Annotated in this window: 13 protein-coding genes and 1 pseudogene; 8 read left to right on the forward strand and 6 right to left on the reverse strand. The window is 65.3% G+C overall.

What is annotated here, in order from left to right; genetic code table 11:
• Positions 1-425 precede the first annotated feature (425 nt).
• Both ACYVLP_RS12950 and ACYVLP_RS12955 read left to right on the forward strand, forming a co-directional pair.
• Positions 426-689 (forward strand): hypothetical protein, encoded by a 264-nt coding sequence (locus tag ACYVLP_RS12950; RefSeq protein ID WP_460627756.1) that lies wholly within the window; start codon positions 426-428, stop codon positions 687-689.
• Positions 690-1,537: 848 nt separating this feature from the next.
• Complete coding sequence (locus tag ACYVLP_RS12955) at positions 1,538-4,951, forward strand: hypothetical protein (RefSeq protein WP_460627757.1); 3,414 nt, start codon at positions 1,538-1,540, stop codon at positions 4,949-4,951.
• A 64-nt stretch (positions 4,952-5,015) separates the two neighbouring features.
• On the opposite strand, the gene ACYVLP_RS12960 is transcribed toward ACYVLP_RS12955, so the two are convergent.
• Positions 5,016-6,866 carry a hypothetical protein gene (locus ACYVLP_RS12960; protein WP_460627758.1) on the reverse strand — a complete coding sequence of 617 codons (1,851 nt, stop codon included), beginning with the start codon at positions 6,864-6,866 and terminating at the stop codon, positions 5,016-5,018.
• 243 nt (positions 6,867-7,109) lie between these two features.
• On the opposite strand from ACYVLP_RS12960, the gene ACYVLP_RS12965 reads away from it, so the two are divergent.
• The 3 genes from ACYVLP_RS12965 (at position 7,110) to ACYVLP_RS12975 (ending at position 10,366) form a co-directional block, all read left to right on the forward strand.
• Positions 7,110-7,829 (forward strand): M12 family metallopeptidase, encoded by a 720-nt coding sequence (locus ACYVLP_RS12965; RefSeq protein ID WP_460627759.1) that lies wholly within the window; start codon positions 7,110-7,112, stop codon positions 7,827-7,829.
• 359 nt (positions 7,830-8,188) lie between these two features.
• Positions 8,189-8,770, forward strand: coding sequence for a hypothetical protein (locus ACYVLP_RS12970; RefSeq protein ID WP_460627760.1), 582 nt, complete (start codon positions 8,189-8,191; stop codon positions 8,768-8,770).
• A gap of 1,206 nt (positions 8,771-9,976) precedes the next feature.
• Positions 9,977-10,366: a CHAT domain-containing protein gene (locus ACYVLP_RS12975; RefSeq protein WP_460627761.1), complete on the forward strand. Its 390-nt coding sequence runs from the start codon at positions 9,977-9,979 to the stop codon at positions 10,364-10,366.
• On the opposite strand, the gene ACYVLP_RS12980 is transcribed toward ACYVLP_RS12975, so the two are convergent.
• The 4 genes and pseudogenes from ACYVLP_RS12980 to ACYVLP_RS12995 all read right to left on the reverse strand — a co-directional run bounded on the left by ACYVLP_RS12980 (position 10,333) and on the right by ACYVLP_RS12995 (position 12,722).
• A complete protein-coding gene (locus ACYVLP_RS12980; protein WP_460627788.1) occupies positions 10,333-10,713 on the reverse strand; it encodes a transposase in 381 nt (126 codons plus the stop codon). The two genes, ACYVLP_RS12975 and ACYVLP_RS12980, sit on opposite strands and share 34 nt — an antisense overlap.
• A 172-nt stretch (positions 10,714-10,885) precedes the next feature.
• Positions 10,886-11,290, reverse strand: a pseudogene (locus ACYVLP_RS12985) (transposase); the annotation flags it as partial.
• Positions 11,179-11,556, reverse strand: coding sequence for a hypothetical protein (locus ACYVLP_RS12990; protein ID WP_460627762.1), 378 nt, complete (start codon positions 11,554-11,556; stop codon positions 11,179-11,181). The pseudogene ACYVLP_RS12985 and the gene ACYVLP_RS12990, both read right to left, overlap by 112 nt.
• Before the next feature lie 581 nt (positions 11,557-12,137).
• Positions 12,138-12,722, reverse strand: a complete 585-nt coding sequence (locus tag ACYVLP_RS12995) for a hypothetical protein (protein ID WP_460627763.1) — start codon at positions 12,720-12,722, stop codon at positions 12,138-12,140.
• A gap of 86 nt (positions 12,723-12,808) precedes the next feature.
• On the opposite strand from ACYVLP_RS12995, the gene ACYVLP_RS13000 reads away from it, so the two are divergent.
• Entirely contained in the window at positions 12,809-17,095 is a 4,287-nt protein-coding gene (locus tag ACYVLP_RS13000; protein ID WP_460627764.1) for a CHAT domain-containing protein, read from the forward strand.
• A 59-nt stretch (positions 17,096-17,154) separates the two neighbouring features.
• Here ACYVLP_RS13000 and ACYVLP_RS13005 read toward each other — a convergent pair whose 3' ends face one another.
• Positions 17,155-17,430, reverse strand: a complete 276-nt coding sequence (locus ACYVLP_RS13005) for a hypothetical protein (protein WP_460627765.1) — start codon at positions 17,428-17,430, stop codon at positions 17,155-17,157.
• 348 nt (positions 17,431-17,778) lie between these two features.
• On the opposite strand from ACYVLP_RS13005, the gene ACYVLP_RS13010 reads away from it, so the two are divergent.
• Together ACYVLP_RS13010 and ACYVLP_RS13015 are read left to right on the forward strand one after the other, a co-directional pair.
• The gene (locus tag ACYVLP_RS13010; RefSeq protein ID WP_460627766.1) at positions 17,779-19,011 is read left to right on the forward strand and encodes a hypothetical protein; all 1,233 of its coding nucleotides are present in this window, start codon (positions 17,779-17,781) and stop codon (positions 19,009-19,011) included.
• A 286-nt stretch (positions 19,012-19,297) separates the two neighbouring features.
• Positions 19,298-22,117: a DUF3376 domain-containing protein gene (locus ACYVLP_RS13015; protein ID WP_460627767.1), complete on the forward strand. Its 2,820-nt coding sequence runs from the start codon at positions 19,298-19,300 to the stop codon at positions 22,115-22,117.
• The last annotated feature ends 14 nt before the right edge of the window (positions 22,118-22,131 follow it).

Consider the following 22,131-nt stretch of genomic DNA (forward strand, 5'->3'; position numbering starts at 1 on the left):
CAGCCGTGACTGTCGCAAGACAGTGGACAGGTGTCGTATTGACGTCTTGTCGATTGAGACATCCCGCACGAGGCGTGCCAAGGATCGCCCGAGCCGATCCCCTCAGTCTGGCTGGCAGCGACGGCGGTGCGCTGGCTACCTGAAGGAAGCCAGATGCGGGCCGCGGCCGGTGCGGTCGCCGACAGCCTGCGCAGCGCGTACTGGCTGTGGCTTGAGGATGATTCGCGGTCGATGGCTAGTCCCGCGTGGTTCTGGAGCAAGCGGCTCGAGTACGCGTCTCGAGGACCAAACCTCAGCATGGGCCGCGGCTCGAGGTCCAGCGCAAGCCGTCGCGTTGGCTCGAGAAGGCGGGCTGGCGCGGCTGCTGCCCCTTTTCGGCGCGGTGAGCGACCTGGTGCATGTTCGGGCTAACATCGATTGGGGTGATGCGTTCGACCAGCTCGTGCTGCTCAATCCGCACACCGAACGCGAACTCACCGCTCGACCGCACGCGTTCCCAGGCTGTCATTCGGCTGGCCTGTCGGGAAATACGCGCCTGCATGCGAGAGCTCGACGAATCTGTGAACTCGGCCTTCGACGTGATCGCCCAGGAGGCCGATTTGGGCGGGGACGACGTCGACGCCAAGCTCAAGGCGTTCCTCGATCGGAGCAGCCGAATTCGCCAAGGCAGTGAAGTCATGTCGTCGTGAGCTGAGGTTCGCAGCGGCGGCACGGCGTCGTCGCGACCTCGCGTGTGCGCCGCCAATGGTGCGAGCTAGGGCAACACTTGCAAAGACAGCGCAGGCACGTCGGCGGTGACAACATGGTCGTCGAGCGTGTATCGGGTGGGCCACGACGTGACGGGCGCGCTTCCACCAGCCGGTCCCCGGTCGGTGCCCGGTGTCCCCGGACGTGATCCCCCGAGGCCCCGGGCACCCAGCGCTGGCCCAGGGCCCGGGTGAGGCCCGGCATCGCAGGCTCCGTCAAGTTGCGCACGGCCGGTGTCGAACCCGTTTCGATCACACACCCGAGTCGAGTTCAGCCCGACGACGTCTGTGTCGCAGGACGTGCTAAGGGGTCCTTCCCTCGATCGGGGCCCGTCGTGCAACCGTCGCCACGAAGGTGCTGGGGGCCCGCGCCGCGAAACCGGCTCGCCGTCTCGGCGACGGAGGATGCGCCCGTCGGTCCGGTCCCCAATGGCCGCATCCAGGCGCGAACCACCGGCACGGGCAGCGGGGTGCCCGCTGTGTCGTTGAAGCAGGGGGCCGTTGCGGCGGGCCGCAGACTGTTTCGGTGTGTCGGTGACCACGGCCAGGCGTTGGGGCCGACAGGTATCGCCGGACTGGAACGGATGGCACGGCCTACCGGTCCAGTCGCCATCGCAACTGCACTCCTCCACAAGTTGACGCCGAAGTTCTCGTCTTCTGATCTAACTCTTGGATGCGCTACACAAGGCAATTTCATGAGAACTTGAGCTCACCAGTGCCCGGAGTGCCATCCTTGTTCATGACATGGACGACGCAGCCATGCGCGCCGGGCGGTGAAAGGGGCGACCGCAATGACTGACCCAGGCCAAGTCCCGACCACTACGTCACAGGTAGACTTTGGACGAATCACCCATCTGGGCTCGATCGGGGCTATCGACGTCCAGGTTGCGATCGACACAGCCCCATGGCTGCTCCCCATTGATATGCTCACCGTGTCTGCCTATCCGGGGGGTGGTCTTGGCGAACTTGGCTATGCTGTGCTGAGGGCAGTACCGGGCATCAACATGCCCAAGGAGGACTTGGCGAAGCTGACGCCAGAGAAGCCGCTTGTCGTTCCCGTCCGAGGCGAGGAGGACGACGGCCAACTGCGACTGCGGAGCCTGATCCTTGCGTCTGCGCGCGATGGAGCGCGGTCGAGCGCGGCAACATCGCAGCCTGCCGCCAGCATCGACGCGGTGCGGCGCGCCACGGTGGCCGTGATCGAGGAGGCGGTCGATAATCGGGCAGTCTCTCTCGGGCTTCCCCTGCTAGGGACGGGCGTCATAGGGTTTCCCGTTGTTGACGTGGCATTTGAGGTCGTACCCGTCGTCCGTGCGACCCTGCATGGGCTCGACCGGGTAAGGGTGCCGCGGGTGTCATTGACCCACTTGACCTTTGTCTGCCGCGACCGGCGCACTAGTCGGGCGATCGAGCGTGTATGGGCCTATTACGAGATGCTCAGTGAAGTTCGAGCGGAGGCCCTCGATGATGACGTGATGAGCGCCAGCGCTGAGAAAGCCGGGGTTCCGCGGGCGGCGCTCAGCGCCGCCCTCGACGTGCCTGAGGAAGAGATCTGGCGCCCTTGCCGCACAGAACTGGCGCAACTCCGGAGCATCGACCGTGAACTGGACGACGTCAACGCCATCGTTGCAGGGACGCTGGAACGAGAGCGCGACGCTCTTCTCCAAGATGCGGCGGCAGCCCAACGGCCTCCCAGCCGCAAGAACCTCAACCGCCTTGAACATGAGATCCAAGCGGCTCTCAAGCGTGACCTCCGCTGGCGTGAACTCACCAAGCAACGCGAAATGGCACAGCTCAGCCTCCGGGCGGCCCTTAAGCAGGAGAGCTTACTCCCCCGTCTCCTCCAGACCATCAACAACCAGCTCGAGGTCGAGCGGCACAAGAGCCGCGAAACGCGGCGTGCAGAGTTCCTGCGGGACTTTGAACACGTGGACACAAGGGCCCTGAGAGCCGAGCCGAAACCGGGAGGACTTGTGCCAACGGCCGCCCATGAGCGGCTCAAAGTGCTTACAGATCCCAACCGCCATACCAAGGTCAGCATCGGTGTTGCCGGCCCACGTGGTTGCGGCAAGAGCACCCTCCTTCGCGAGATCACGCTCACGTGGTTTGAGCGGACGGAGCGCTCGGATGCCCTGAGGATCTTCGTGCCTGCTCCGGCATCGTATGCGTCCCGGGACTTCCTCGCGCACTTGTACAGTCAGGTGTGCGAGGCGGTTTTGAACTCCGACTCTGAGCTGCGCGTCCGAGTCAACGCCGAGAGCGTCCCACCCGCCCGCCTCCGCTCCACGAGCCTGCTTCGCCTCGCGCTGGCGCCGGCCCTATTGCTTCTCGCCGGGATAGCCGCCTTTGCAGCCTCGACGGTATGGACAGCCGGAACGCCGTCGGCGCTGCGAGCTGGCGGCGTCGCGCTCGTCGTTTCCGTCGCCGTCTCATCCTTGCTGTACCTGTTTGCTGCCCACCGTCGGGGGGCTACCGATGTCGTCGAAACCGCCTTGCCACCGACTCAGCTCCTAGTCCGCCCGATGTCCGCATTACGCCTGCCGAGCCCGTCACGCGTGCTCGTGGCCATCGGCATTGGCGGCCTCATCATCATCGGCACGTCAAGCGGCCTGATCACGGCCCGCAACGCTGAGGGCCTCATCCTGATAGTCATTCCCCTCATCACGGTAATGCGCATCGAGCGCCCACGAGAGCGCAACGTCACGCCCACTGCGTTCCCGGAGTCCCCGACTGTGACGCCCCCAGCGTCCGCGCCAGAGGCGGTGACCGGACTTCACTCCCTGGATTACTACCTGCATATCGCAAGCCACGGCGCGGCTGTCCTTGCGGCTGGTGCGGCACAGTGCACGGCGCTTATAGCGGGTCTTGCGCTCGTTCTCCGCGATGCCAGCGTCGCACCGATAGACGGCTGGCTCGTGTTGGGCGCGGTCGTGACGGCCGCCGCCACCGCAGCCTTGGTGCCTGGCCTCCAATGGCATCGCGCACTTGTTCGCTATCTTGAGGCCCGCGCCGCCCCACCCGGCGACTCAACGAGCTATCAAGCACGGCGGCACCTCGACAAGATGCGCTACCAGCGATCCGTAAGCTCGGGCTGGACGAGCACGGTGAAGCTTGCCGGTTCGCGGCTAATGCCCCTAGGGGTGGAAGCGGCAGCCACCGGCTCGATCACGGAGGCCGACGTCCCGCTGAGCGTTCCGGAAATTGTGTCGGGCATTACCACGCTATTGGCGGACCGGGGACCAGCCGTCCTAGCCATTGACGAGCTTGACAAGATCGAGTCGGTCGAGGAGGCCCGCCGATTCCTCAATGACATCAAAGGCATATTTGAGGCGCAGAACACCTGTGTCCTTGTCTCGATGTCTGAAGACGCCATCGCCCGGTTCGAGAGGCGTGGCCTTCCCTTCCGCGACGTCTTTGATAGCGCGTTCGACGAGGTTGTCCGGGTGCCCTATTTAACGGCAGACGAGGCTCGGCAGCTCCTGAACCAGCGTGTGACGGGCGTGCCGGAGCCGCTGCTTGCCCTTGCCTTCTGCCAGTCCGGTGGCCTCCCACGGGACTTGCTACGCGCCGCGCAGCAACTCATCGAGATCGGCGATGGTCGAGGCCGCACCCCCCCGGACGTCGTACGAGAGGCCGTCCATTCAGACATGGCCTCTAAGGTTGCGGCCGTAACTGCAGCCATGCGAAGCATCACGGTGGAGCCGGACGTTTCAGCAATCATTCGCTGGGCACTCGCTGTTGACACCTGCAGCCTCGGCCCACAGCGTGGGATGCCTTGCCTCCTCGACGACGGCTGGCTTGAGGCGCTTGGCGAACTTAGTTCTCTAGCGCGCCCCCCCCAGGGTGACCAGGTGGACCAGGCGGCCGACCGGCGCGAGCTGCTGCGCCTTGGTGCCGAACTTGTTGGCTACCTCTACTACTGCCGGACACTTATGGAGCTGTTTTGTGGGGAAAGCGACGAGGACGTCGACCGCCTCATAGACTTCGTAGACGAGGATGGCGGCCGTGAACTCGACAAGCTGGCACAAACACGACAGAACTTCACTGTGAATCCGTTCGTCGCTTGGCGCCAGCTTGACGACGTCAGAAAGGGTAGGCGGCTCCCTGTCCATCCCCTGCCCTCGCCCTTCGTGGTGGCAGGTAGTCGCGAATCGCCAGCGCGTCGGTCAACGCCGCGCGCACGTCCGTTGGTGCGCAACCTATGAAAGGCAAACGCGCGGATGCTCGACGTGGGTAATGTCCGCAGGCTGAACATCCCCAGCCACCGGGTCAGGTCTTGCGGACAGCGCCGGTGAAGCCGGCGACGAAAAGTGTTGCGGCGACCCATCCGACCGCTTGGAAGCCGGTAATTGCCAGAAGGGCTGTGTTCCCGCGCGGGAGGTTGCTCGCAGGTGCACAGGTGGCCGCCACGCCCGTTCTGATGAGAGGCAGGGCGGCGTCAACCCCGACCAGGGCGCGCTCCGTGCTGGAGCAGGGGCCCGGCGCGGGTGCATTCTTGGTATGAGCGAGGGCGGTATCTCCGGATGCGATTGCGATCGCGACAGCGGTTGCGATTGCTATGGCGAGGAGGATGAGCATTCGCCAGGACTGGTAGCCGTAGCCAAGGGTGAGCTTGGTGAATTTCCCCCAGGCGCGGGTCATAAGACGAGTGTGGCCATCGGCCAGCTGGTGGTCGCGTTGGCGCGTCACGACGGTGCGGAAGTCTTTGTCGTGGCCCTGGGCACGAGCGGCGGCTGCGAGGTCTTGATAGGGCTCGGCGGCATACTTCGTGGTGCCATGGCGCAGGAACCCCAGCCAGTCCTGGAGGTTATCACTCAGGCCCGTTGGATACTCCCTGGGCCGGAGCCCCACGACGTTCCATCGGTATGTGCGTGCCTTGGTGAGTGTGTCAGAATCGCAAACCAGATGGCCGCAGGAAGCATTCTGCAGCAGGACCACGCTCTTGTCCCTACCGTCTTTGGCTCCATCGTCTTTGGCCCTCTCGTCTTTGCCCTTACCACCTTTGTCGCTATCGCTATTGCCCAGATCGTCTTGGCCTTCGTAGCCTTTGACGTCGATTTTGTCGAGGAACGCCGCGACCTTGACGGTGAGACTAGTTCCGTTGAGGGCGGGGCCGTCAGGGTTGCGAAGCGTTGCCTGACCTAGGTCGAGCTGGTCTCCGATCGATGCGGACTGGAGCCTCAAGGCGCCGAATTCGGACTTGCCACAGACGGTCACACCGTGAAAGACGGCCGAGCCGGTCACGGTGAGGCCGTCTGCGACCAGAGCGGGCCCGTCGGGGCTCAGCAGCATGGCATCTTCCATACTGAGTTCCGCGCCGACGGACGCGCGGAGCAGCCGTGCGGCTCCGTCGCCGCCCGTGCCGTAGGCGAAGAGCTCCTTCCAGTATGCCGGTCCGGTGACGGTGAGGCCGTCGGCGTTCAGCGCGGGACCGTCGTTGTTGCGTAAGGACGCACAGCTCATTTCGAGCTGGCCTCTGATGGAGGCACGAGCGAGCCGCACTGTACCTAGGTCGCCAGTGCCTTCGGCTGTGATGCCGTCGAGAAGGGCGGAGCGCGCCGATAGTCCCTCGGCGACCAAAGCCGAGCCCAACGTATTGCGTAACCTGGCTCCGCCACCCATGTCGAGGTTGCCCCCGATAGACGCGAACTGGAGGTCAACCGTGGCGGCATCGCCACCGGTGCTTTCGGCGACGAAGCCGTTCGTCAGCTCCAGGTTGCTGCGGACGGTGAGCCCGGCCGCGTCAAGAGCGCTTGCCCGATCTCCTTTCAACGCGCAGTGATCCAGCGTAATACGGTCGAGCTGGGCGGACTTCGCTTGCATGCCTCTGCTCAGGTAGCACGTGTGCAAGGTGAGTCCGACTTTGGACGTCACCCCATCGAGATCCAGGCGACCAGAAATGAGTGCGCCATAGATCCGAACACCGCGCGGGTCGGGCTCTACGCCGTAGTGGCCAGTGAGGATGTCGCGAATCACCGATGCGCGGATCTCCCGTTCACTACCCCAGCTCCTCATCGTCGCCAGGTCGTCGCGGTGCTCTCCGGGAGCCGCGAGCCAGTCGCCCTCCTCCACCTTCTTGATGAGTTCGCGCTCAAGGCTCGTCAGCGCTTCAACGGACATGAAACCAGCATCCCAGAGCCCGCAGTCCGGCGGATGTAGTTTGGCGGGTCGTGGGAGCCGAGCATCCGTCGGTGTGAGTGGTTCTCGGGCCGTGAACGGGTTTCGTCTCACTTGTCGTCGGTCACCGGCCGCAGAGGCCGCAGCCTTGTTGGGACGCGATGTGGTGTTTTTTCGTGTGCCGAGGCGACTGATCGCGGACGATTGACGAAGGAAACACTCAGCAACCGGGACAAGGGGACCGCCATGACCGACGCCGCACCGCACCTGTGCTTCGACCAGATCCTGCCGCGGGACCTGATGCGCCCACGCCGCCGAACTCGCGGGCCCTCGGGCGCTGATCGCGCAATCTCGCCAATCGGGAAGACCTGGGTCAACGGCACCTTGCTCAGGGTGAGGTTTCTTGGGGGCACACCGTCACAACGGGCCACCGCACGCGAGCAGGCGGGCTGGTGGCAAGAGGCCTGCAACATCATGTTCGACTTCGGCGACCATCATGACGCGGACATCCGGGTCTCTTTCGACCCTGACGACGGAGCCTGGTCGTACGTCGGCACCGACAACCGGGTAATCCCGGCGGACCAGGCGACGATGAATCTGGGCTTTCTCGATGGGGGCACGGCGGGGCACCAGTTCGGGCACGCGATCGGGCTAGCGCACGAGCATTCGAACCCGCAGACCAGTGTCCAGTGGAACGAGCCAGTGGTGATCCACGCGCTGGGCGGGCCGCCGAACTTCTGGGATGAGGCCCAAGTTCGGCACAATTTCTTCAGCAAGTACGCATTCGACCATGTCAACGGCACCATGTTCGACCCAGAGTCGATCATGATCTACGCCTTCCCCGCCTCGTGGACCATCAACGGCGTGGGCGCGGACGCGAACGACGTGCTCTCAAAACTCGACAGGGCCCTTGTCGCAGGCCCCTCCATGTACCCCAGGCCAGGATCACCGGGTGAACGGTTTTGAGTCGCACCCCACTGACCCGGACCGGCACGAGCACCTTCTGGCCCGGCCGATAGGTGGGACGCCGTCCGTGGTGACATCCATAGGGTCGGTGTGGGCCATGCGTGCAACAGGACTCGGGCGCCCACCACGCGGCCGCCACGGGTGGGTTGGCGTCTCCGGACGGCCTCAGCGTGACTGGCCCGTTCGCGACCCAGGTCCGCAGGGCGGGACGCAGCGACCTCGCCGTTGCAGTAGCTCCCGAGGGCGGCCGGATCCTAAGGTCCATCGCGGCCGGCCTCGTCGCTGGCGACCAGTCATCCGACCGCGTTCTCAACTGACTCACCGATCTGGGCCACAGCGAGTGGCACCGGGGTGCCGCGATGGCACTATCGTTGCTCGCCGCCGAGTGCCTGGTCGAGCGCAAAGACAGTCAGAAGGCGATCAGCTTCTACGCGCAGGCGGCCGAGCAGGCCGCAATGGTCGGGGCGGTGGAGCTGGAATGGCGGACACGGACACGGATCGGTGACGTCCACGCCGAGGCTCGGCGCTGGCGAGAGGCGCAGGAGCACTGCGTTGCGGTCGAACGGATTGTCGACCGGATGTGGACCGAACTGCTCGGCGACGCGAACGATCGGCACTTCTTTGCTGACAAGGCGCACTTGTACGATCAGGCGATGCTGTGCCGGCTGCGGCTTGGCTGGCCCGCGAACGCGCTCGAGACACTCGAGCGCGGCAAGACACGCTTTCTCGTGGACCTGATTGCCAGGCGTCACGTTCAGCCTCGAGAGGGGCTCGCTCAAGTGGATGAGGACTTCTGGCGGGCAATCGGCCGACGGCGCCCAGTCATCGTCAGCCGCAGCTCAGCCAGCATCTCCGAGACTGAGTTCGAACTCGACGACGTCGCACTGAGCTTGCCGACGGGCGTCGCACTTAGCCGCCGACGGGCAGCGAAGACGTCATGACCACGACCCTTGCCCGGCTGGCCGACGCCGCTGCGCATAACCCTGCCGGAGCCATGACGATGGCGCTTGACCTCTGGTCCGTCGTGGCCCTTGTCACCGACGGGCCTATGCGCCCGACGTCGAGAATTCCAGACGTAACGCGCTACTCGAATTAGACTCCGCCTTGGCCAGCCTGCGCGTGCTGGCCGAAGGAGGAGACTCAAGTATCGGTCCAGCGGCGGTCGCACGCTACTGGAATGCGGCAGAAGAGCTGATCAGACCAGGCGAGCCCGGGCTCGGCCTTGTGGGAGTGGCGCCGATGGGTGGGCACCTTCACTGACGGGGATCAGGACAACACCCCGCTGATTGAGGCCTGCAAGAGGCCGCCGCCTTCTTCTCCGGCCGAATGCCCGTCCGCGCGGTCCGCGGATACGGCACCGTAATCAGCAACGTCGCTGTTCCCGAGTATGGGTTGCCCATATTCACTGCTGCCGCCCCGACCAAGGCCGGGGCGATCGACGACGACGACTGGTCCGGTCCCACGGCCTTCAGATCCCGGAGCTGACAAGTCGAGACGTCGAAAGGAAGATCTATGGCGGCGGCGGCTGGATGAAAGGAACGAGCGCCGCAGCGCCGACATCGCCAGCTGGCAGGAGGTCACGGATGACCTTCTGCAATGGCTGTACGCAGCACTTTTCGCCCCCGTGCGCCCCCTGGCTGGAGCATCAGGGCATCCGTCACCTGCTCGTCGTCCCGCACCGCGGGCTCCATCTGCTGCCAATGTGCATGGTTCATCAAGGTTGGCCGTCGGCGTCACTATGTCTGCGACACGTTCGACGTTTCGTTTGCCCCGAGCCTGACCCTCCTGGACGTCTGCCGACAACGGATCGACGCTAGCAACCGGGCCAGCAGGGACCGTCGCAGGTCGCTGACCCTCCTCGATCCCACGTCCGATCTGCCATTCAGCCGGCTCGATGCGCTTGCAATTCGACCTGCCCCGCGCCGAGCGGATACTTGCCGGTGACCGGGCGACCGTCCGGCAGTGGGTCGAGGAAGGCGCCTATGCCGACCCTGCCACTACGCCGGGCACGCCGCCTACCAGCGTGCGGACCTTCTCGGCTCTCGGATGGAGCTGGAGGCGGGGGATCTAACCCTGGGGGATATGTTCGACGGGCCGTAGCCATTGCGCCAGGCGCGAGCATCGTGCTCTCGGGCTGTGAAACGGCCATGAGCGACTACCGCGACGCCGTCGATGAGCACCTCGGCATCGCGAGCGGGTTCCTCTTCGCCGGCAGCTTATCGGTACTCAGCACCCAATGGGCCGTTGACGAGCGCCCAGCCGTCCTGCTCATAGCCGCCTATTACGCGAACCTGGGGCGGACGGATCCGGCTTCGGCGCTGGCCGCCGCCCAGCGCGAACTTCGCAATGCTTCGCGCCGAGATCTCGCCCGGCTGCTGGATCGCGTTGATGAACTTGACGCGGCCCGGGTCCTGGACGAGCGTTCACACGCCACGCTCCAAGAAGCGCGCCAGTCGGTGCGGCAGAGGCGACCGGATTACTCCCATCCCGTCTTCTGGGCGGCCTACACAGTCACGGGGCTCGACGGGCCAGCCTGATCGGCCGGGCTGGCGATTGACGGCCTTCGGAATAAAGCATGGGTGGGGGCTCGTCGGTAGGGGCGGGTTCCTGAGGCTACGAGCAGGATCCTGAGCCGGTAGTGGTCGAAGGTCCGGAATCCGTGCGCGAGGCGTCGGGTCTTCTCGATGATCAGGTTGATTGCCTCGGTGCCGCCGTTGCTGATCCGGTGCGTGTCGAACCGCGGGAGCACGTGGGTCTTCCACTGCCTGAGGGTGCGACCGAGCCATGCCACCTCGGGCACCGGGCAGTCGGGGAACGAGGCGATCACCTGGTCGGCGATCCGGCGCCCCTCCGCCGGGTCGGCGGCTCGATACATGGAGCTCAGCTGCTGGGTAGGCGTGCCAGGCGATGGTGACCTCCCAGTGCGGGTCGCCGGCCTGCAGGCACGCCCTCGAGTTTGGCGACCTGCCTTGGGTTGAGGTGTTCTCGTCCACGGCGCAGCAACCCTCGGATTCGGTACAGCGGGTCGTCCTCGTGGCCGCCCGGTCCAACGTCCCCTGCTGGACCCGACGTCGGGTCTCGTCGACGACCCGGGTGCCGAGCTTCACCACATGGAACGCATCGAGCACGGCGACGGCGTCGGGCAGCTCATCCCGCAGCGCGTTCGCGTAGCCCCGGGACGGGTGCAGCGACGCCTCGGTGATGCCCGTGGTGAACTCCTCGGGCTGGGCCTTGAGCCAGGCCGCGTACGCGGTGCCGGCCGGCCGGGCACCACTTCGAGCAGGCGGGCGTGCAGTCGGCCGCGCTCGTCGCGGGTCAGGTCGACCATCCCGGCACCGCGCGGTCGGCGTCACCCACCCGGGATGGTCGCCAGATGTGCTCGTCCACGCCGACCCTGCACGCCGTCCAGGCGTGCAGGGTCGGCGAGCCGGAGCGTGGCCTCTCGTTCGATGGCATACCACAGCGTCTGCCAGTCCACGCCCAAGTGCCTGGCCAGCGCCGACACCGTCGTGTCGTCGTGGGCCAGGCATCGGTCGCCCACCGAATCGCGCGTCGTGAGCTTCGCCCGCGGCGCGATCAGCTCGTGCTGCTCGCTGAACGTGACCACCGGGCAGGCCGGCTCGGCATACCGCCAGATCCGCTTGACCCACCGCACGACCGTGACCAGCCCGAAGCAGAGCGCGTCCGCAACCCGATGGACGCGTCCGCCGTGACCGACTGCGACCACCCCGCACGCCGGGCACCGCCCACGTCGACATCGCTGTCGACCGTCACGACCAGCCGGTCGAGCTCATCGGCGCGCACATCCAGGAAGTGCATTCCCTAAGCGTTGAACAGAGCGTCGACGCGGGCACACCAGCCCACGCCGGAACCACACGTACCGTGATCCATCGTCGAGGTCTTCAGTTGGGAGTGCTTGGTCGCCTCCGATCCTGAAGAGCTCGACGCTTCTATGCCCGGACCGCCACGCCGGAGCCCTCTAACCACGCTCAAGATCCGAAGAGCCGAGAAATGACCCGTTCACGGCATCCTGCTCGAAGGGCAGGTAAGCCGATTGTCGTCGACGATGATCAGCCCGTGCCGCCACAGACTCTGCGAGAGCTAACTGGTAGCTGGCCGATGCAGGCGCCCCAACGACCCACCACCAAAGACCACAGTGTGGTCGTTAGAGCCGGGGCGCTAAGCGTTCCTGATCGGTGAGAACAATGGCCCTCGGCGCGCGGGCAGTGCTTCGCACGCCGTCAAAGCAGGGCGAGTACCTGCCGGGACGCTGGCCAACCGTGATGAAACGAACCAGGCCAAGGGGCGTCAGCGCGTGACCAGGATGGCGATGGCAGCTGACGCGAGCGTGAGGACGGCAAACCCTTGGAGGACCACGGCGGAGAACACCAGCTTCGCCTTACGCTGAGTCGCTTGGTGTGCAGACTCCCAGAGTCTGAGGCGCGTCGACATAACCTTCACGGTTGGGTCGTCGCCCGGGTCTCCGAAACGCTCCCACAGTTCCGCCCTGAGGCACGATGGGTTGAGGCCCCATTCCTTCCAAGGGCTGTTCGCCAGAGCGGCGCATATCGCGGACGCAACGAATCCGACGCCGGCCAGCGCCGCGGCCCAGAGCGAGAACGTGGGTAGGACGGCCGACTGGACGCGCGTGACGAGCGTGCTCAGCCCAAGCAGCAGCGTCACGAGAGCCCCGGAGGTGGTGATGACCGCGATGCCTCGTGTCTCCATTCCGGTGCTGCGCTTCTCCTCCGCGTCGACTAGATCCTTCAGGAATGCGGAGTATTCCGCGCCGGGACCTTTTGGCTCGGTGGAGTCCCCACGCCATACCGGCTCTCCCTCGGCACAAAACGGCTGCGTGTTGGACCGAATCCGGCTCTCGGCGGTACTGGTCATCTCGCCAACTCCTCTGTTCGCCATCATCCCATGGGCGCACGGTGTACACATGAAGGTACCGGGCATCAGATGGTTGGGAGGCCGCGATGGAACCGATTCTGGCTGTCAAGATCGACTCCTTCGACACGCCGGTGGGTTACCAACTCTTGTGCTTCGATCCGGATCCGAAGTCACGTTACGTCGTGGGCTGGAGTCCAGACGCCGGACTCACACTTCACCACTTCTCGGGCGGCCTCATCGCCAGCGACCGTCTCGAGCTACCGCCACTGAGGGCGAGGCTTGCCCTGAACGGCGGACTGATCGTACTGACCAAGGAGCGGCAAGTCCGCATCTATCGAGTGAACCCCACTGCAGCAACTCTTGGGCTCGCCGAGCCGACCAGCGACAAGCTGCCAGGCGACGTGCGTGACGTCGCATGGACCCCCAGTGGATCGCTGCTCGCGGTTGGCCTCACCGACGGCCACGCCTTCATCGCCTCCCGTCGACCCGGGGATGAGTGGGCTCTGACTTCGGTCCCCAACTTTGGGCGCCCAATTCGAGAGATCCTGTGTGCCAGCCGATGCATTGTCGTTACGTTGGAGCCACCTCCGGACGAGGCTGTCGACGACGGTGACGATCCGGACCGAACGCGAGGGCTGCGAACTTCCTACCCGGCGGTGGCGGTGTACGCGGTCTCATCCGACTCTGGGGTCACCCTCGCCCAGTCCCCGATCCTTACCACCAATGAGATGTATGCGGGGCCGACAGAGTTCAGCGAAGACGGTCGGCATCTCTGGTACTACCTCGGAGATAAGGTGCTCTCGATGACGAACGCCGGTCTGCGGCCGTGGAGTATTAGCGCACGGAGGGGACAAGTCGGCTTCGGGGCACGTTGTATGGGATATGTCGCAGTGAACCGCCGTCGGGAGGACCGGTTGGTGGTGTGTCGCCTGAGCGGGGAGGGGCCGATCCCGTGGGGTGATCAGTACGCACCCAGCGGTCTGCGCAGCCTCACATTTGCAGATGGCGCTGACGCGACTTATGCGGCGTGGTTGCTCTCGGACAAGGTCGAGATCTGCCGGCTCGTTCATCCGGATGTATTCGCGACCTATGATGAAGATCCAGAGCGTAGGTTGGCCGCCGTACAGCGTGTGGGTGAGCAGCGGGTGGCCGAGGGGGTCCAGCGCCTTCTCAATCTGGCCAAGGAAGGGTCCGATACCGACCGCTCAGTCATCGTGCCAGCATTGCTGGCGATCGACACGGACGAGGCCATCGACGCAGTGCTGTCCTTGGACGCTGAGGATCCGCACGTCCAGCGGGGGCTGCACGGTCTTGACATGGCAAAGGCTCGCGCGGCGGTGGAACGCTGTATGGCCAGTCGGCGGCGTTCCACCACCCTGCTCGGTGTCGCCAGCATGCTGCTTCGACGCCCCGATGTCCCCGGAACCCTGGAGCTGTGCCAGATCCTCCTGGACCGCGCGCCTCAAGTCCGGGCGGTAGCGGCGATGGCCCTAGCAGTTCGTAAGGATCCCGACGCCCTGGTGCCGTTGGTCGCGGCGCTGAACGATCCGGACGATGAGGTGGCAAGTCAGGTGTGGACCGCGATCCTAACCGTGCTGCCGGGCGATCACGACGTTGAGCCCCCGCAGCCGTTCCCTGGCCTCGGTTCTGTCGATGCGTTCGTCCAACACCTCCGCCAGCTTGGCAGCATCGAGAAGGCGCGGGAGGTCGTTCCGGCCGGCTGGACGATCCTGCGTGACATCTCTGCCGCACTCGTGGGCGAAGCGCAGCCTCCCCAACCATTTGGCGACTCGTCCGAGTCTTCCGATCGCTCGGAGCCTCAGGCCATCGGGCAGGCGCCCCCTGAGTCGGATGGGCACTTTCGTGCAGCGGACCTGACGCTCAACGCCCTGAAGGACCTCGGGCGCCGCGACCGGCACCGGGCGATAGCCCTAGCGCTATGCCTCATGGCCGCAAGTCAGCTTAGGGGACGTCGAGCTCGAGATCAGGAGCTCGCCTTCCTCACTCAGGCTGCCGAACATTGCTCGTCTCTGGATGCCCCGGAGGTCGAGTGGCGTGTGCACGGCGCCATCGCGGACTGCCATGCTTTCGGGAACCGTTGGCGTGAGGCCGACGAGGAGTACTTCGCCGCGGAAAACGTCATCCAACGGATGTGGGCTCGGCTGCTCGGGGAGCCTGACGACCGACACTTTTTTGCCGACAAGGCCCGGCTCTTCGACGATGCCATGCTCTGCCGGCTGAGGCTCGGCCGCCCGGCCAACGCGCTCGATACCGTGGAGCGCGCGAAGACCCGGTTCCTTGGTGACCTGATCGCGAGGAGGCATCACCCTCCACAGGAGCGGCTGGAAGAAGTCGACGAAGAGTTCTGGGAGGTTATGGGGGAGAGGCGCGCCCTGTCAACGAGCGTCCTCGACGATCGAGATATCCTGACGCGTGGCGAGATCGTCGATGTGAGTTTCGGTGATCGCGTGGAGGGGGACGCGGTGCTGCCGGCGGCCTTCGCCGCTCTAGTAGTAGTAGAGCCCCCCGCCCGCCCATCAGATATACGCATGGTGACGGACTTGTGGTTGGTCGTCGCCGTCCTTCAGCACGACGATGTTCCGAGCGACGTGGAAGACGCAACGCGGGCGGCATTGGTCGATATCGCAGCCGGTCTCGCTGACATGCGGACCGCGGCTGAGGCACCCGAGCACGCAGGTGGTCAGGACGCCGTGGCACGCTATGAGGCCGGCGCACTGGCGCTGAGCAACTTACCTCTCCCGCCGCCGCCCGAGCAGACGCCGCAAAGCCCGCTGCCTGGATGGGCCCTGTACGAGCTCAGAGCCTGGGCTCATCCATATGTCGGCGGTGATGCCGCCTTTTCACCGCTGGTGGACGCGCTCCTTGAGGTTACGACGTTCGCGTCAGGCGAGGGGGTCGTGCTCGGGACCCTGGGTCCTGTTGCAGGTATCGAACCAGGGGGCGAGGGTGAATCGGAAGGAGTTCGGCTAGTGTTTTCCATCGCGGCGCCGGGTCAGACCGGGATCGATGGCGAAAAGCATCCGACCGCGACAACCGCCGTCTCTCAAGCAAGGGCCTCCCGTTGGAAGTACGTGAGCCAGCTGGCCCGCGGGGCGAGCGCCGGCGTCCCGGACGCCGCCCGGATGCTGTGCAGGCTTCCGGACACGGCGCTGGTGCAGTTTGCCTTGACCAGGTCAGGTACGGTCATCTACCTCTTTAGCCCGCAGGCCGACTTGGACGGCGGAGCGGGCCTTCCGGATCTTGACGGCTTTACTGGGCCGTCCGTGTTCACCATTCCGGGCTTCACGCAGCTCGACCTGCATGAACGCATATACGGCGCCAACGGGTGGATGGCTCTCTACCGTCGGCGCATCGCCGACCGGGAATCATGGCAGAGGTCGACCGACCAGCTTCTCGGTGAGCTGTATGAGGCACTCTTCCGGCCAATACGTTGTTGGCTTGCCGAGCGTCGGACAAAGCGGCTCCTCGTCGTTCCGCATCGAGGGCTGCACCTGCTCCCCGTGAGCGCCTGGTACGACCGTCAACAGCGTCGGCGACGCTATGTCGGAGACCAATTCGAGGTCTCGCATGCGCCCAGCCTGACACTTCTCAAAGTGTGCGCGGAACGTCTCGACGATCGCTCCAGGCTCGAGCTCACCAGCATCAGCCCCTTGGTACTGCTCGACCCGACCTGCAACCTACCGATCGCGCGAATGGACGCACTAGCGGTGAGACCGCCCCCAGCACCGAGTCGCATTCTCTCGGGCACCGGCGCAACTCTCGACAAGATGCTTGAGTCGAGCGGAAGCGCGGATCCTCTCCATTTCGCCGGACACGGGAAGTACCTCCCCGACGATCCCCTCGGCTCACGGTTGGAGCTTGCAGACGGAAACCTCACAATCGGCGAACTGTTCGACGAACATACATCGATAGTCAGCGGCGCGAGGATCGTGCTGCCCGCTTGCGAGACATCGATGACCGACTACGCCGACCCGGCGGACGAGCATCTTGGCATCGCTAGCGGGTTCCTGTTCGGCGGGGGTGCCTGCGTACTGAGCACACAATGGGCAGTGGACGAACTCGCGGCTGCCATGCTGGTCGCTCGCTACTACGAGGCGCTGGAGGACAAGTCGCCCGCAGCTGCGCTCGCGGAGGCACAGCGGAAACTCAGAACCGCATCCCGCCGTGACCTTCGACGCCTCATGGGGCGTATCGGTACTATCGAGCATCTCGGCCTTCTTGACGAGCGCTCCCGCTCCGCGCTTGACCGCGTCGCCCAAGGTCTGGGTCGGCATCGCTTCGACTACTCTCACCCGGTCTTCTGGGCCGCCTTCACGGTGACCGCAGCACCGCCGGCCGGGAGCAACGGTTAGACGGCTCGGAAGGTGTCACCTGCGTGTCGCTGGATCCGCGGCAACGCTCGGAGACGGTCTCAGTTGGCCAGCCGGAACGTGCTCGACCTGAGGAAGAAGCTGGGCCCGTCGAGGCCCAAACGGCAGGTGACGCTGTCTTGCTCGACGGCGCAGTTGACGCTGCCGCTCTCGATGACCGAGTGCGGCTTAGGTGCCGCGGCAGGCCCCCACGGGGCATCGACGCGAAGGTCATGAGCCGCGTCGTACCAGCGGGTCCAGTCCGTTCCGATCGATGACGAAGGCGCGATCGCGTCGTTGTAGCAGGCGAACCTCGCCGCGGACTCGAGGTGGACCAATAGGCCGGCGCCTCGCGCTCTTGGGTCTCCCCCCTCGACCACGATCGAGACCAGTTCCGCGAAGTGCCCGTACGCCTCGAAGCCCAGACCGTCCCGGTCGACATCCCTTTTGCCGATCAGGAGCCCGACCAGTGATGCCCTGCACTGTGCGGGCGGGCTTCGATGTCAACCGTTGGCCAGACGCGGGGCATCGAGGAGTCGCACGATCGGCCCATAATTCGTGAGGCGGAGCTCACTCGCCCTTGACAATCGCGGCGCGGACTGGACGATGAGCATCGTGGGCGCGATCGGCCGAATGGGGCCCTCATGGGCGCCCGCCCACCGAGACAGACCGGCAAGGAAGTAGAGGTGGCGATGTTCGGATCCCAGGCGCTCGAGACGGCAATCGGCCTAGCAACCTTGTTCTTCATTCTGGCAACTGCGGCGTCGGCAATCTGCGAGGTGATCTCGCGTGGGTTCAGCAAACGGTCGAAGGACCTGGAGCGTTGTATCGGTTCGCTCTTGTCAGGGATGGACGTCAAGAAGGCGAAGGACAACGGGAAAAAGCTGAAGAAGGCCAGCAAGGAACGTGGCACCGACGGACGGAAGAAGCCGGGTGATCTCGACCCGGACTATCAAGCGGCGCTCGATGCCGTGAAGGGGACGTCGGTGTGGCTCGCTGCCGAGGCAGCAGCAGGGAAGAGCCTCTTCCGTCGGAGAAAGAGCAAGGGCCCCAGCTATCTCTCCGCGAAGGCGTTCGCGAACGCGGTCATCGAATACATCTCGACAGCCACGCCGCCCCAAGGGCAGCCGGCATCGGCATCATGGCCAAAGAACCTGGAGGACCGGCTAAAGGTGATGGTCGCGGAGGGCCGCGACGACCTGCTCGAGGTGAAGGCGGGGCTGGAGGGGTGGTTCGATGAGGCGATGGGGCGGGCGGAGGGGTCGTACAAGCGCTGGGCGACCTTGGTCCTGTTCTGCATTGGCTTCGTACTGGCTGGGGTGGGGAACGTGTCGGCCATCGGTGCAGCACAGGGGCTGTGGTCTGATCCGGTGGCGCGCTCCGCGGTGACGCAGGCGGCGGAGAACTACGTGGCGGACGCGTCGACGAAGCCGACGCAAGAGTCGGTGGACTCGGTGGACGAGGCGACCAAGCTTGTCGCGAGAATCGGGTTTCCGGTCGGCTGGGACACGAAGGCAACAGCCGTCTGGGTCGAGACCAGCACTCCCAAGATCTTCAACTCATGGTCCGAGACCGGGGCGCAGCTGTGGATGGTCATGGGGTGGACACTGACGGCCCTGCTTGTCATGCTGGGTGGCCCGTTCTGGTTCGACCTGCTGACGCGACTCGTCGCGATGCGAGGCTCAGGCGCGAAGCCCGAACCGGCAGCAAAGGATGAGGGCTCTGCGACGAGCCGAGTGGCATCGAGCGCTCGAGAAGGGGTTGCAGGCAGTCTGGGCAAGAAGCGCCTTGACCTCTCTACCGGAATCGTTGCGGCCGAGCCAGCGGCGGTAAGCCCCGCTGAACCTGCTCGTGACGCTGGGAAGACATCGACGTCGACAAGTCGAAGTGGATGGAAGCTCGAGATGAAGCGGCTCTGAACGTTTCGCATTCACGCCGGATGGTGCCATGCGGGCGAGTGCTCGGCCTCTTGTCAGCGTCCAGCCGGAGGCAGGGGCCAGACCGCGCCGTCTGGACTGGCGGACGGCCCACAGCTGCGAGATATTGGTGATGTGCTAGCCAGCTCAACATCGGCCGGGGGCCCTTCGTCGTGTGTCACCGCGCCAAGAAATCGGTGGAATCGCGCGACGATTCGATGTCTTCCTTGGCTCGGATGCGTCAACCTAAGTGAAGAGAGTTGCTCCTTTCTCGAGGAAGAGATCAGCGATGGCAGACCATGAGATCCGGTTCGCTCTCGTCATGAATGGCGGGGTCAGTCTCGCTGTGTGGATTGCTGGCGTCACGCATGAGATCGATCTCATCCGGCGCGCGTCAACAGACGGCTTGCCTGGACCGCGTGCGCACGATGAGAAGGTCCACGCGATGTGGCGGAACCTCCTGCGGCCCGCGAAAGGTCGTCAGCACCGACTTGTGGTGGACGTTCTGGCCGGCACCAGCGCCGGCGGGCTGAACAGTGTGATGCTGGCGAACGTCATCGCCCACAACGGCACCCTGGACCCGGTGCCCGACCCACACGATGTGGATCCGGTCGTTCCCCCTGACGCGGAGGGCCCGTGGTTGCGGGAGGTGTGGTGCAGCCTGGGGGGACTTCGCCAGGGCAACCTGCTGCCCAAACCGGGCCAGAGCACCGGTTCCGTCCTCGACGGCGCGTTCTTCCTGACCAGCGCCGAGAAGATCATGAAGAAGCTCGCCGCCACTGGGCGCGAGTCAGAACCGCGCTCAGACCATGAGCACCCGGTTACGCTGTTCACGACGGCATCGGGGTTGGGGAGGCAGCAGTACACTGCCACCGACGCCGCCGACCAGACCTTCGATGTCACCGACCACCGGTTCGTGTACCGCTTCACCACAGACAAGCCGTTCGCCTACGACCCAGCCCAGCTGTCCTTCATCCGATCCACTGACCAGGGCTCGGACTTCGCGGACCCCAGGGTTCTGGCCCTTGCGGCCCGCGCTTCGGCGTCGTTTCCCGTAGCGTTCCAGCCTGTCCGCGAGCTCAAGGACCTGAACAAGGTCCCGCCCCGTCGTCGGCCGCGAGCGGTTTCGGCTACCGGCTCGTGGCTCATGGACGGCGGCGTGCTCGACAACGCCCCGTTCGCCCCGGTACTCGACGCCATCGCGAAGGGGCCAGTCACTGGCGACATCAGCCGCTACGTCGTCTACGTCGTGCCGAGTGCCGGTATCGGCACCGACGCAACAAAGGTCGAGACAACGGCCGAAACGGCCCCGACCTGGGTCACGACCCTGGCATCGGCAGTCCAGTTCCCGAGGGAGGTGGACTTTCGAAGCGATGTCGAGGAGCTGGAACAGTTACGTGTGGAGGCCGACACCGCATGGTCCGATGCCCAGAACCTCTACGAGTCCGCCGTTTCCAGCGCGGAGGTACGCAGTCGCGTTCTCGCGGCGGCGGAATGCTTGCAGCCGACGTACACCCGCGGCCGCGCTGCGGGCGCTGTCTGGGAAGCCATTGGGGTCGGCGAGGCGGGCCGCGTCACCCTCCTCGACAAGGACGCAGCCGAACCAATGAAAGCCGCCGACGAGATTCTTGACAAGAACATCGGTTGCACGCCTCCGATCGGCTACGAGATCGTTACGCTCACCAGAGGGGGAGCGGGCGAGGCACCGAAGTGGCCCTGGGGCCTCGGGCCCGCCGAACGGGTCATTCGCACGGTCCTGCGTTCCGCACGCACCCACCTCAAGAAGGTGATGGATGCCGCGGACAGCACGGACGCCGGTGCGCCCGAGACGAACGACACGGCCGACAGGAGCAGCGACCTCGAGAACCGCCTGGAGCGGCTCAGCGCGGCGCGACGAAAAGTGATTTCGGTACGGGCCGCCGTGGAGCTTGCCATCGGGGACGGATACATGAAATTGGCGCAACCACCGGACGGTGGTCGCCAACGAAGGCGCCCGACGGTGTTCGAGGTTGCCGACCTGGTCAAACAGGTCTTCGAGGATCTTCGCGTCCAGGAGGCCCTCGGGCAGGTGATCGCCACACTCGAGCGAGAACTCCCGGACGGAGAGGTCTTGCTCCGAACGGCGCTTGCCATCGAGGTTGTCTCCCGATGCACATCCTCACGGACTCCCGACCAGCGCAGTGCCCCGTTTTCGTTCGTCCGGCTCGGAACCGATGTTGATCTCCCGGTTCTGGGGCCTGAGGGGCAGGCGCTCGCCACGGGCCTGGGGAACCGCATCCTGTTCGGAACTCAGGTCGGGCACTTCGGCGCCTTTGGCGCCGATGACTGGCGCCGTTGGGACTGGCTCATGGGCCGCCTGCACGCTGCATCTCACATCGGCATGCTGCTGCACAACCCCGCCACACCGGAAGAGCGCGAGGCCGCGGCGGAGTGGATCCGCGATGTCCAGGCCGAGATCATCAAGGCTGAAGACTCAACCGTGCCCAAGGTTCTTGAGGGCCTTGAGACGCTGCGGACTGAATACCAAGACTCGAACCTGGGGTACGGGTTGGCGCGGATGCTAGATGCCATGAACGCCTCGGACCACGAGCGCGCGCCCGAGGAGAGGTCGACCCAGCAACTGGGCGACCGGCTCATTGCCGTCGCGCCGGGACTCGGCACGACCCCGGGCGACTGGATCCAGGCCGTCGCGAGCCGCACTGAAACGGCGTGGCTGCAGGCCCTTGCGCGCCGCCGCGAGGGAGCGAAGCCGAGCGCGGGACAACGTGTAGCCCGCTGGTTCTTTGCCCCACTGCGTGCGTCCTTGTGGGACAGGCTCACGAGACATGACCTCATTGACGAGCCCACCAGCGGACTTCTCACGCTCCTCGCCAAGCCGCCGTGGGCGATGGTGTTGGTGGCGGGGTTGGTCGTCCTCGGATCTGGTGTTGTCGCGACCTACGAGGATCTGAAAAGTGTGGGCCTGCTCTTGGTATGCCTCGGTGTGGCATTGGTCTTGGTCGGTGGCGCCGGCCTCGCGCTGGTGGGCATCGTCAGACACGTGCGTGACGCTCTGGGGGGGAAGTTCACTGGTCTTCTCGACCACTGGCTGCCCCCGAGACGTAGCTAGAAGCGGGCGCGCGC

It is taken from the genome of Intrasporangium mesophilum, from assembly GCF_054783095.1.

Bases quoted from the DNA above. Each gene is read 5' to 3' on its own strand.
- ACYVLP_RS12950 (WP_460627756.1), top strand. From the start codon at position 426: ATGCGTTCGACCAGCTCGTGCTGCTCAATCCGCACACCGAACGCGAAC.
- ACYVLP_RS12955 (WP_460627757.1), top strand. From the start codon at position 1,538: ATGACTGACCCAGGCCAAGTCCCGACCACTACGTCACAGGTAGACTTT.
- ACYVLP_RS12960 (WP_460627758.1), bottom strand. From the start codon at position 6,866: ATGTCCGTTGAAGCGCTGACGAGCCTTGAGCGCGAACTCATCAAGAAG.
- ACYVLP_RS12965 (WP_460627759.1), top strand. From the start codon at position 7,110: ATGACCGACGCCGCACCGCACCTGTGCTTCGACCAGATCCTGCCGCGG.
- ACYVLP_RS12970 (WP_460627760.1), top strand. From the start codon at position 8,189: ATGGCACTATCGTTGCTCGCCGCCGAGTGCCTGGTCGAGCGCAAAGAC.
- ACYVLP_RS12975 (WP_460627761.1), top strand. From the start codon at position 9,977: ATGAGCGACTACCGCGACGCCGTCGATGAGCACCTCGGCATCGCGAGC.
- ACYVLP_RS12995 (WP_460627763.1), bottom strand. From the start codon at position 12,722: ATGACCAGTACCGCCGAGAGCCGGATTCGGTCCAACACGCAGCCGTTT.
- ACYVLP_RS13000 (WP_460627764.1), top strand. From the start codon at position 12,809: ATGGAACCGATTCTGGCTGTCAAGATCGACTCCTTCGACACGCCGGTG.
- ACYVLP_RS13015 (WP_460627767.1), top strand. From the start codon at position 19,298: ATGGCAGACCATGAGATCCGGTTCGCTCTCGTCATGAATGGCGGGGTC.